The sequence below is a fragment of the Commensalibacter papalotli (ex Botero et al. 2024) genome (assembly GCF_947179115.1).
In the GTDB taxonomy this organism is placed as follows: Bacteria; Pseudomonadota; Alphaproteobacteria; order Acetobacterales; family Acetobacteraceae; genus Commensalibacter; species Commensalibacter papalotli.
Window position 1 is genome coordinate 32547 of record NZ_CAMXCI010000002.1, and the last position, 12114, is coordinate 44660.

Below are 12114 nucleotides of genomic sequence, written 5' to 3' on the forward strand. Positions count from 1 at the left end.
CTGTTAAGATTACACCAAATTAAACTTTGGTTAAACTCTATATTTTACTTTGTTTCATTATTTTTCTAACATTTTTGTAAGCTTTGATGCTGCGTTCTTTTAACAGCTTATTTATCACACTTCATAAGAACCCCCTTAACAATTCATTTTTTTGCCACTATATTGTTGTTTTATGATATAATTATAACTTTAATAAATGAATATAACAGTTTAGAAAGTTTTACTGATATAATCCTCAATAGGATTTATAAAGGTAAACAGAGAGAAAAATGCGACGACATTGTACAAAATTATTAGGTCTTTGCTTAATGACTGGAATTGGATTCCAGGCTGCACAACCGGCGCAGGCACATACAGAAAATAAACTTACCAACAAAAGTGCCTTTCGTAAAATTATTAAGCACCCGAAGAAAAAAGCTAAGACACACCGTATTCGCCATTATCAAGTTTCATCTCAAAATGATGCAAATGCTGAACCAGAATCTCAAAATAATACCTATCATTTAGATGATACTCAAGCCGAGACCGGCACTGCCAGCTGGTATGGAGGGCGTCATAACAAAACAAGAACAGCCTCCGGCAGACAATTTAATAGCAAACAAATGACCGCAGCACACCCGACACTGCCATTGGGAACCAAAGTATTAGTTCGCTCTGACGATAGTGGTAATGCCGTTGTCGTAACGATTAATGATAGAGGCCCTTATAAAGGCAATCGTATCATTGATTTATCCAAAGCGGCCGCAGCTAAAATTGGAATGGTTCATAAAGGAACTGCGCACGTAACCATAACCCCACTTGACAATACAGAAGTTGCAATGGCTCCCGAATAACCAACAATCTTACTTATAAGTATTATTGCCTTTTTTAAAACAGTCTCACCTAGTTTCCCTTAGGTTGAGGCTTTTTTAATGACATATTCCTCTATTTTTGAATTAAACTGCGCACCAAGCAAAATAACATAGCAAGAAACCCAGAACCACATCATAATAGCAGCAATAGTGCCCAAAGGACCATAAGTACTGGTAAAATTAGCTAGATGTGCAACGTAAAAAGAAAAACCAAAAGCAGATAACAACCATAAAAGAGTTGATAATATTGCCCCTGGCAAAATCCATCTCCAAAAAACCAATTTGCGACAAGGTCCAAAACGATAAAATAATGAAAATGTCCAAATTACGAAAAATATAACAACAATATTACTAACTGTTCTTGCGATATTGATTACTGGAAAATAATCATCAAGATTAGGAAAATAATTCATAATATCGTAAAAAACATTCAACGGTAATAATTTCACAATAGCTGGGACCGCAACGACAATAGCCAAAGTCAAAGACGTTCCCAGAATCGCACAAAAGGTCAAAGATAATGCTAGAATTTGAAATTTAAAAAAATTTCTTGCCTCTTTTTGATCATAAGCCACATTTAATCCTGTAATTAACCCTTTAGTTCCTACAGCAGAGGCCCACAAAGCCAATAGAATTGAAATGCCTAATTGTATCGTTAATGTAGAATCTGTTTGATCAACAATATTATGAATCATTTGCTGTAAAAAATTATAAACTGATGGTGGCAAAAAATGTTGTAAAAACTCTAATTGTGGCTCAACGGTTTGTGGGTCAAAAACTAACCCATACATTGATATCAAACTACTAATTGTGGGAAACAATGAAAGCGTTGAAAAAAATGCACATCCTGCCGCAACCAACATAGATGGACCGTTAATCAATGTCTTAATTGTATTCACTATAATCGTATACCAACCGCGAAAAGAAATTTTCCAAGGAGAATATTGCTTTTCCCTTAGAATTTCCTCTGCTAGCGGTTTATTAAGTTCATCCATTACTTTTATTTTCCAAACTCTTAATTATCGATAAAGTGAATAACTATTAAAAATTTAATATGCAATAATTTTACACGGTTTTTCTTTTACAAACAATATCTCATAAAATAAGTATCATAGTGCAACAACAAAGATAGTAATCTTATTGCTTTATATTTTGTTTTAAATCAAATTAATTAATTAAGTAAACAGATATACAAAACACTTAGACTTATTATTGAATAAGAAAAAATTATATTTAAAATATCCTATTAAAACCAATTGCACGCTTTAATAGAGCGTCATATATGTTTAATGATAAACCCTTTTAAATCACATCGTTAATTATGCTAAAGATGATTATGATATATTTGTTTCAATATAAAAAATATATACTATATGCCCTCATGGGGTGTATTTTGTGCCTATCTTACACCTCCTCTTATGGTCAAGTTACAGAAAAATTATATATTGGAAAAAGCCCAACAGGATCAATAGGGTATCTATTTATTCAAACGCGCCCAATCAATCAAATTTATACAGTTCTAAATATAAAAAATATTCAATGCAGCAATTTTGTCCAAGGCTATACAGAGCGACAAGCAAACAGATTTATTCTTCGTACAGACATTCCTGATCCTAGAAAAGATGATCAACATCAATGTCAGGTTACCTTTATACAAAAGAATCAAAACCTACTTGTTACAAATGAACAAAATTGCTTTAAATTACAAGAGGCAGGATGTAGCTTTACCTCAATGAGGTTTTCTCCAACTCCCCTATCGGGTCAATAAAAATAAAGCTTGCTCGCCGAAAAAGTTAGCCAACTTAACATAACGTCGCCACGGTGCACGCTCTCCTTGTTCATCAATGGCCATCCAACGTTCAATCCGATGCCCTTCGACTTCACATAAATGCACAAAATCTGTCATAGTACATGGATGAATATTAGGGGTTTCGTACCAGTATTTCCCCCAGACTGTTGTCATTGGCATCCGCCCTTTTAACAAAAGCTGCAACCTTAATGTCCAATGTCCAAAATTAGGAAAAGAAATGATCGCATGCCGACCAATCCGTAGCATTTGCTGTAAAACTTCCTTGGGATGATTCACCGCTTGTAACGTTCTGGATAACACCACATAATCAAAACCATTTGTTGGGTAATGTTGCAAATCAAAATCAGCATTCCCTTGAATAACAGGTAACCCTTTGGCAACTGTCTTAGTCACATAAGACATATCGAGCTCTATGCCCCTGGCATCGCATTGATGATGACGACATAAATAATCAATCAAAGAACCATCGCCACAACCAATATCTAATACTTTTGATTGTGGCTTAATCATATCGACTATACAGCGTTGATCAAGACGCATAATTTTCTAACCGCCTTTGCTCTTCAATCCCTGATAAAAATCCTTGGATAGTTATATCCAAATCAGGCTCTTCTAATAAAAACGCATCATGACCTTTATCCGTTGCAATTTCAACAAAAGAAACTTTTGCACCTACACGATTAAGAGCTTGAACAATAGCTCTTGATCTTGAGGTCGGAAATAACCAATCCGATGATAAAGAAATCACACAAAATCTCGATTTGACATGTGCAACAGCTTTTACTAAATCCCCGTCATGCGTCTGGGATAAATCAAACCAATCCATAGCCTGGGTAATCGTCACATAAGAATTAGCATCAAAGCGCCTAACAAAATTAGAACCTTGATACTGTAGATAACTTTGAACCTGAAACATCTCCCCAAAAATTGGAGCAGAAGAATCTTTTAAACTTTCTTGCAACCTACGACCGAATTTACGACTTAATGCATCCTCGGATAAGTAGGTAATATGCGCCATCATTCTGGCAACTGCTAACCCACGATAAGGAGATACTCCATAACGCCAATACTCTCCATCCCTCCAATCGGGATCTGAGAAAATAGCCTGCCTTCCCACTTCATTAAATGCAATATTTTGCGCGGAGTGAAAAGAAGAGGTAGCAATAGGTATCACCGCATAAACTTGATCTGGGTAACTGACTGCCCATTGCAAGACCTGCATTCCCCCCATCGACCCACCAATAACTGCAAATAAACGCTCAATTCCCCACGAATCAACAAGTATCTTTTGCGTATTCACCATATCTTTGATTGTAATTGCAGGAAAATCAGAACCCCAACGCCGTGCCTGGGTTATATCCTCTCTAATAGAACGCGGTCCTGTTGTTCCTAAACAGCTTCCTAAAACATTAGTGCAAATAACAAAATATTTATTCGTATCAATAGGCAGCCCAGGCCCTACCATTTTGCTCCACCAACCTAGCTTTTTCGTAATTGGATGAACGCCAGCAACATATTGATCGCCTGTCAACGCATGACAGATTAAAATAGCGTTATCTTTTGCTTGAGAAAGCTGACCATAAGTCTGATAAGCAATTTCTAAAGGAGCTATTTTTTGTCCATTTTCTAATAATATACCTTCTGGAAATACCATTTTTTGAATCAATTCATCTTGATTCGTTTTGCTTCCCGCCTCTTGTTTCTCTGATATAACCATAAATATTAACGATTATCCCCCTAATAACAATCAAGATAAAATGACTTTTAAAACATCATAAACTGATGACTTTATATCTTTATTTCTTGATAGAATATACATGTTAAGATAATTTATCAAAGTTAGAAACGATTTGAACCTTAATATTTCGATATTCTGTAATATTTATAAAACTTTACTGTAAATCCACGTATATTAAAGAAGTGTCGATATTTTTTAGAATGAAACATACCATGAAACACCATCGATATGCGCCTTACTCTAAATTCTTCCACTATCTTGTAATGTTTTTAGTTTCAGGATTTATATTTTCTGCTTCTGCACAAGCTGTTACCCATCATCATAAGAAAAAAACCAGCACACAACATGCACAAAAAGCACCTTTAGGCAAAGTTAAATTAACTTCTCAACCAGGAACAGCCCTAGAAAATACCGCACGGTTATTAAATCAATCAGATATGAATTTTGCTATTCAACGCAACGAACAACCTTTGTTATTAATTGGCAGTCTAAATTTATCCAGCACTAAAAAGCCCAAAACGATTTTATTCACACAGATTCAGACCGCCAGTCTGTGTGGTTCAGGGGGCTGTTCTACTACAGGATATATTAAAAGAAATAATCAATGGGTTAAAGTGTTAGATGCTGTCACTGGCGATATTACAGTTGAAAAAGCAACGCACAAAGGAATGCATGATCTCTCTGTCAGTGCTTCTGATGTATGGAGATGGAATGGAAAGACTTATATTGAAACACAAAAAGGCCCGAACTTAAAAGGTCTTAAACAATCCATTGAAAAACACCAAAAGAGCAATAATTCATTGTAAAAATGTATATTTGTTTTTCTTGATAAATATGCACATAAACGACAAAGTAATGATGTTGAATTTTGTATAATCCCAGAATTCTACAATCATAAGATATATTTCTACTGCTAAGAATATTCTTTGTTTTGGAGTTTTCTTAAAACTGTTGGGGATTTTAACAAAGCTTGTAATGTTATATTACAAAAAAAGGGATTATTCCTGCTATTCTGGGATAAATCCCCGCCAACAAGTTAATTGAGTATATTGATACCTACACGAATATGATGCAACTGGCAAAAAAATAACTTATATTTACTTGTGACAAATATAAGTTATTTTATATTCTAATAATAAAAAATTAAACTTTCCCAATAACTTTTTCAATTTCCTCGGGTTTATCGTGAGTACCAAAACGATCAATAATCGTCGCACTGGCTTCATTTATTCCTTTTATTTCAACAGGAATACCAACCTTTCTAAATTGAATAATAACTTTGTCCAACGCCTCAACCGAGCTAATATCCCAAAAATGCGCATGGGTTACATCAATCACAATATTTTTAATATTCTCTTTATAATCAAAACTATCGATAAAACGCTTTGCACAAGCAAAGAAAACCTGTCCATTCACAAAATAGATCCGTGTTGTACCAGACAAGTCTGAACGCACCATCATAAAATGAGAAACTTTATTTGCGAATGTAAGAGATGCAACTAAAACCCCAGCAAACACGCCATATGCCAAATTTCCTGTAGCTACAACAATAACAACCGTTAATATCATGATAAAACTGGTTGATAAGGGATGCGTGCGTAAATCCAATAAAGACTGCCAAGAAAACGTACTGACTGAAACCATTATCATCACAGCAACCAAAGCTGCCATTGGAATCTTTGCAACCCAATCTTTTAAAAATACAACCAGAATTAATAAGAAAACCCCAGCAACCATTGTTGATAAACGGCCACGACCACCTGATTTAATATTAATTACTGACTGGCCAATCATCGCACACCCAGCCATACCACCAAAAAAACTGGTGATAATATTGGCAATACCTTGACCTTTACACTCACGATTTTTATCGCTGCCCGTTTCTGTAAATTCATCAACAATCGTTGCTGTCATCATCGTTTCTAGCAGCCCAACCGCAGCCAAGCCAAAAGAATAGGGTAAAATAATCCATAAAGTATCTAAGTTAAAAGGAACATTGGGAAGCAATAAAGCTGGCAATCCATCTGGCAAATGCCCTTTACTGCCCACAGTTGGAACATGCCATCCCAAACCAATTGCAATACCAGTAATAATTAAAATACAGATCAAAGGTGATGGAATCACTTTTGTTATATATGGAAACAAATAAACGATGGCTAGTCCACCAAGGGTCAATGCATAAACATGCCAACCACCACCCATAATTTCTCTCATTTGTGCCATGAAAATTAAAATAGCTAACGCATTTACAAAACCTGTCACAACAGAATGTGATACAAAACGCATTAAATTTCCAAGCTTTAAATATCCAGCGATAATTTGAAAGATCCCTGCTAAAATACCAGCAACGAGCAAATAATTAAGTCCATGATCATGAACCAATCCCCCCATCAACAATGCCATTGACCCCGTCGAGGAAGAAATCATTGCTGGCCTACCACCAAACAAGGCTAAGACACAGGGAATACAAAACGCAGAATATAGCCCAACACTGGGGTCTACCCCAGCAAAAATAGAAAAAGCAATTGATTCAGGAATCAACGCAAGAGCAACAACAATCCCAGCCAAAACATCCGCACGAATGTTGCCCAGCCAGTCCTGTCGAGTTGAGGACAATAGCATACAAGAACCCTATATAATATTCTAAATAACCTTTTTAACAGGCTACTTTATTGGAAAAAATTTAAGTAAATACCCTCTCTCTTTTCACATAACAAAAAGAGATTATTTAATTTCGACAAAAGTCTAAATTATCTTATAAAAATCAATTTTATAATCAGGGTGGTGTAATACACATACAAATTCTAATTTCTGCGTTAAAAATAAAAGCTACTTAACAACTTTTATAATCCATAGATGTTTTTTTATAGTAACCTATTCAACAAATATCAAGATAAATCGCGATCTTATTCATTTTATTCGCATAAAAAAGGCACCCTTTGATCTCAAGGGTGCCTCTTAATCATTCAAATGATATGAACTTACTATTTCTTTATGACAGGAGATTGAACCGTATTTTGTGCCGTTGTAGAATTCTGGAATGCATCTTCTGCACTCCAACCTCCACCCAAGGTCCGATATAATGTTGAAAGACTTTGCATATACTGCAAACGAGATTGAATAGCTGTTACTTTAGCATTTAACAAGGTTCTTTGTGCGACCAAAGTCGGTAGGAAACTATCAATGCCATTTTTATACCGTGCCAAAGAAATATTGTAATCTTTTTGACTGGCTCTAACAGCTTCCAATTCTGCTTGCCATTTTTGCTTTAATGTTGTTCTAGCAGCAAGAGAATCTGCAACCTCTTTAAATGCCACTTGAACAACAGATTGATAATGAGCAGCTGCTGCACGTGTTTTTGCTTTTGCAGCTCTTAATTGAGCTATATTTTTACCCCAGTCCAACAAAGGTACAGTTACTGTTGGCATGACGCTCCAAGCAGCAGAAAAAGGTCCAAACATTTGTGCGAATGTAGATCCTGCAGTTCCTCCTGATGTAGTTAACTGAATAGAAGGGAAAAATGCAGAACGTGCAAAACCAACATTGGCATTCGCTTCTTTAAGCTGATGCTCTGCTAAACGAATATCAGGGCGACGTTCTAACAAATCAGAAGGCATACCCGAACCGACCTCTGGCATTGAAACAAAACGATCCAAAGAAGGATTAGGACCAGCTTGTTGTAACAAAGATTGCGGAATAGGCTGCCCAACTAATTGTGTTAAGCTGTTCATATCATTCGCAGCTGTCTTTAAATAAGTCTGCTCTTGACTTTTTGCTTCTTGCAACAACTCTACTGCCTGAGCAACAGCCTGAGCATTTTGTTGCCCATATCGATTCATTCCTTGAACTAAAGCAAGGTTTTTCTCACGATTACGAACACTTTCCTGAATGGTCTGCAAACTATTCATATCTGCAAGCCAAGCCATATAGTTATTTGCAACTTCACTAACCAAAGAAATTTGAACGGAAATCGTAGTTTCTTGTTGTGCTAAATATTGTTCTCTAGCAGCACGCGTTAAACTACGAATACGATCAAACAAGTCAATTTCATAGTTTGAAATTCCAAACCCTGTTGAAAGCTGATTGGCATGTAAATAACCACGGCCTCCACCAAAACCTGTAGTACCACCAGGAGTTGTTTGATACGAAGCACCAGCATTAGCATTAACTTGGGGGAATAACTCCCCTCTTTGTTGAATGTAACTGGCATGCGTTGCGGTAATATTTTCAATTGCTTCACGCAAATCACGGTTATTTGTCAAAGCCATAGAAATTAACTGACTTAATACAGGATCTTTAAAGAAGACTTTCCACCCAACATTATACGCCTGTGGTAATCTTGCCCCATCCATCAAAGGCGCACCATAAGCAGGCCCAATGGGCCATTCTTGCGCAACAGAAGAAGCTGGACGTTTATATTCTGGACTCAAAGTACACGCAGTAACAGAGAGCAGCATTAGCGAGGCTGCTGCTCCTTGCAAAGATCGCTTCCAAGTTTTTTTATTTTTCACGACCATTGTCCTATTCCTCTGTTTTATTCGCAGTAACAGCCTGAGGAGCTGCAGCATTGTTTTTATGAATTAAATGTGGTTTTACTCTAAAGAGCTTTAACACAACAATAAAGAAAATAGGCACAAAATATAAAGCCAATACTGTTGCAGTAATAACCCCACCAACCACAGCCACACCAATGGCAACGTGACTAGATGCACCAGCACCTGTAGCGATAGCTAAAGGGATTACCCCAAGCACAAATGCTAAAGACGTCATCAAAATAGGGCGAATACGTTCTTGCGCCGAAAGAAGTGCCGATTCCACCAATGATTTTCCGCTATCATAATGTTCCTTAGCAAATTCAACAATTAAAATAGCATTCTTTGCCGCCAAGCCAACTGTAGTTAATAATCCAACTTGAAAGTAAATATCATTATCTAACCCATGTAAATAAGTCGCTGTCGCAGCACCAATAACACCTAAAGGTACCACTAACAATACTGCAAATGGAATAGCCCAACTTTCATACAACGCCGCCAAAGACAAGAACACTGCTAAGATCGACAAAGCGTATAACTTTCCAGCTTGTCCAGAAGATTTAACCTGCTCGTAAGACATCCCTGTCCATTCATAGTCAATTCCATGAATCTCTTTGGCAATTTCGTTGGTATAACCCTCTATAATTTGCATGGCAGTACCATTACTAACGCCACGAGCACCTTGTCCCATAATTTCAAAGGAAGGATACCCATTATAGGTTTCAACTTTTTGAGGCGTGCTTTTCCATTGACCTGTAATGAAAGACGTTAAAGGTACCATTTCCCCATTATTATTACGAACAAACCAACGGCGCAAATCGTCTGGTGTCATACGTGATTTCATATTTCCTTGAACAAATACATGTTTAACACGATTACGTAAGTTAAATAATCCAGCATCACCAGATCCTAAAGCAATAGATAATGTTTGATTAATTGAATCAATACTAACACCTTGCGTATGGGCTTTATCACGATCAATATTAAAATAGTATTGAGGGGCTTCTGGCAAACCATTTAAACGGACAGCCACTAAACGTTTATCTGCTTTAGCTTTCGCTAAAAGCATATCTCTGGCTTTTCCAAAGGTAGCATTATCTAAATGTCCACGATTTAATAACTCAAAGTCAAATCCTGTTGCTGACCCCAAATCCATCACAGGAGGAGGAAGAACAGCCAACACATTTGCACCAGGGATACCCGATAATGCCTTCATTGCACGTGCAGCTATTGCCTGTGCAGAGGCTTCATAACTTCCACTACGCTGATTAAAATCTTTTAACCTAGCAACACCAAAAGACGCGCTTTGCGCTTGCCCACCAAAGTTAAATCCAATCGCAGTATAAACAAACTGAACATATTTTTTTTCATGCTTTAAAAAATACTCCGTCAGCTGTTTATTTACACCCGCCGTCATCGCAGCAGATGAACCTGGACTCAGTGATGCTTGTGTAAATATGACCCCTTGATCCTCATCAGGAAGAAACCCTTCAGGCAAAATATGAAACATTGCTAATGCTCCACCTGTTAGACCAAGATATACAATCATAACTATACGAGTATGACGAATCATTCCTTTGACACCCGCAATATACCCTGCAACCATCTTTTCAAAAGTTCTGTTAAACCATCTAAAAAACCGCCCTTTCTTGGCATTCGGATCATGAGGTTTTAACATTGTTGCACATAATGCGGGGGTAAATATCAATGCAACCACAACAGACAACGTCATTGCGGCAACGATAGAAATAGAAAATTGTCGATAAACAACACCAGCTGAGCCACTGAAAAATGCCATTGGAATAAACACAACTGATAAAACCAAAGCAATACCTACCAAGGCACCACTAATTTGATCCATTGATTTTTGTGTTGCCGTCTTTGGATCACAATGATCCTCTTCCATCACACGCTCGACATTTTCAACAACAACGATCGCATCATCCACCAACAACCCAATCGCCAATACCATCGCCAACATTGTCAATGTATTAATAGAAAAACCTGCCATTTCTAAAATCGCAAATGTCCCTAATAACACTACGGGCACAGCAATAGTCGGTACAAAGGTTGCTCTGAAGTTTTGTAAGAAAACGTACATCACAACAATGACCAGAATAATTGCTTCTACCAAAGTGTGAACGACTTCTTCCATTGATTCAATAACATAAGTCGATGTATCCAACGGATATAAATACTCTGTATTAGATGGAAAATACTTAGAAAGCTCTTGAATTTTATTATGAATTGCATCAGATAGTGCTAACTGATTAAACCCAGGAGATAATTTAACACCAAATGCGGCAACAGGTTGGTTATCTAACAGCCCAACCGGCGAGTATGACATAGGTCCTAATCCAACATCTGCAACGTCTTTTAAACGAATACGCGCACCATTTGTTTGAGTTTTAATAACAATGTTGGAAAATTCTTCTGGTGTTACTAGACGTCTAATCCCTCCAGTATAAATATCAAATCGTTGATCAGCAAGAGCAGGTAACTTACCAAATTCACCTAAAGGTTGTTCAGAGTTCTGAGCAGCAATCTCATTCATAACATCAGTTGGATTTAATTGATAATTATGAAGTTTATCAGGATCCAACCATACACGCATCGCATATTCAGACGAAAACGCTGTATAATCCCCCAAACCATTTAAACGCGTCACAGGGTTTTGCACATCACTTGCCAAATAATCCCCTAGCGCCCCTTCAGTCAAAGAATTATCTGATGTTTTAATTGCAAAGATCATCATAAAACTTTTATTTGATTTAGAAATACGAATTCCTTGCAAAGCAACAGTAGAAGGTAATAAAGAACGCGCCACATCAACACGATTCAATACTTGAACCTGTGCAACATCAGGATTTGTTCCTTGACCAAAAGTCAACGTAATTGTTGCAGTACCATCAGCATTAGCAACTGTTGACAAATACTCTAAATGATCCACCCCATACAAGTTCTGACTAACTGGATCAACAACCGTACGTTGCACCGTATCAGCCGTTGCGCCAGGATATGTAAAAGTTAACGTAATCGGCGGTGGAGCAATATTTGGCCACTGTGCAATAGGTAAAGTAACAATAGCAATCATTCCCATAAGCGAGATAAGAATTGCAATTACCCAAGCAAAAATCGGCCTATCAATAAAAAAACGAGATAAAGACATATAAATATTCCAAA

General features: G+C 37.0%; 9 protein-coding genes. 3 read left to right on the forward strand and 6 right to left on the reverse strand.

Translation table 11 applies throughout. From position 1 onward, the window contains the following. Nucleotides 1–269 precede the first annotated feature (269 nt). Complete coding sequence (locus QMN76_RS05425; RefSeq protein ID WP_235176839.1) at nt 270–833, forward strand: septal ring lytic transglycosylase RlpA family protein; 564 nt, start codon at nt 270–272, stop codon at nt 831–833. A gap of 59 nt (nt 834–892) precedes the next feature. Here QMN76_RS05425 and QMN76_RS05430 read toward each other — a convergent pair whose 3' ends face one another. After that, nucleotides 893–1846, reverse strand: coding sequence for a YihY/virulence factor BrkB family protein (locus QMN76_RS05430; protein ID WP_034339912.1), 954 nt, complete (start codon nt 1844–1846; stop codon nt 893–895). A gap of 398 nt (nt 1847–2244) precedes the next feature. On the opposite strand from QMN76_RS05430, the gene QMN76_RS05435 reads away from it, so the two are divergent. After that, entirely contained in the window at nt 2245–2619 is a 375-nt protein-coding gene (locus QMN76_RS05435) for a hypothetical protein (RefSeq protein ID WP_282024246.1), read from the forward strand. On the opposite strand, the gene metW is transcribed toward QMN76_RS05435, so the two are convergent. Next, nucleotides 2605–3201, reverse strand: coding sequence for a methionine biosynthesis protein MetW (metW, locus tag QMN76_RS05440; protein ID WP_282024245.1), 597 nt, complete (start codon nt 3199–3201; stop codon nt 2605–2607). The genes QMN76_RS05435 and metW overlap by 15 nt on opposite strands. Next, on the reverse strand, nt 3191–4378 hold the full coding sequence (gene metX / locus QMN76_RS05445) for a homoserine O-acetyltransferase MetX (RefSeq protein ID WP_282024244.1): 1188 nt from the start codon (nt 4376–4378) through the stop codon (nt 3191–3193). Before metX ends, metW begins: the two co-directional genes overlap by 11 nt. Nucleotides 4379–4611: 233 nt before the next feature. Here metX and QMN76_RS05450 point away from each other — a divergent pair, with 233 nt between their 5' ends. Then, the gene (locus QMN76_RS05450; protein ID WP_152534196.1) at nt 4612–5205 is read left to right on the forward strand and encodes a hypothetical protein; all 594 of its coding nucleotides are present in this window, start codon (nt 4612–4614) and stop codon (nt 5203–5205) included. A gap of 337 nt (nt 5206–5542) precedes the next feature. Here QMN76_RS05450 and QMN76_RS05455 read toward each other — a convergent pair whose 3' ends face one another. The 3 genes from QMN76_RS05455 to QMN76_RS05465 form a co-directional block, all read right to left on the reverse strand. Then, a complete protein-coding gene (locus tag QMN76_RS05455) occupies nt 5543–7021 on the reverse strand; it encodes a SulP family inorganic anion transporter (protein ID WP_282024243.1) in 1479 nt (492 codons plus the stop codon). A 362-nt stretch (nt 7022–7383) separates the two neighbouring features. Continuing rightward, nucleotides 7384–8910: an efflux transporter outer membrane subunit gene (locus QMN76_RS05460; RefSeq protein WP_282024242.1), complete on the reverse strand. Its 1527-nt coding sequence runs from the start codon at nt 8908–8910 to the stop codon at nt 7384–7386. 10 nt (nt 8911–8920) lie between these two features. Further along, nucleotides 8921–12100: an efflux RND transporter permease subunit gene (locus QMN76_RS05465; RefSeq protein ID WP_084051577.1), complete on the reverse strand. Its 3180-nt coding sequence runs from the start codon at nt 12098–12100 to the stop codon at nt 8921–8923. Nucleotides 12101–12114 lie beyond the last annotated feature (14 nt).

Excerpts from the sequence above, each read along its gene's own strand:
- QMN76_RS05425 (WP_235176839.1), top strand. The coding sequence starts at position 270 with ATGCGACGACATTGTACAAAATTATTAGGTCTTTGCTTAATGACTGGA.
- QMN76_RS05430 (WP_034339912.1), bottom strand. The coding sequence starts at position 1,846 with ATGGATGAACTTAATAAACCGCTAGCAGAGGAAATTCTAAGGGAAAAG.
- metW (WP_282024245.1), bottom strand. The coding sequence starts at position 3,201 with ATGCGTCTTGATCAACGCTGTATAGTCGATATGATTAAGCCACAATCA.
- metX (WP_282024244.1), bottom strand. The coding sequence starts at position 4,378 with ATGGTTATATCAGAGAAACAAGAGGCGGGAAGCAAAACGAATCAAGAT.
- QMN76_RS05450 (WP_152534196.1), top strand. The coding sequence starts at position 4,612 with ATGAAACACCATCGATATGCGCCTTACTCTAAATTCTTCCACTATCTT.
- QMN76_RS05455 (WP_282024243.1), bottom strand. The coding sequence starts at position 7,021 with ATGCTATTGTCCTCAACTCGACAGGACTGGCTGGGCAACATTCGTGCG.
- QMN76_RS05465 (WP_084051577.1), bottom strand. The coding sequence starts at position 12,100 with ATGTCTTTATCTCGTTTTTTTATTGATAGGCCGATTTTTGCTTGGGTA.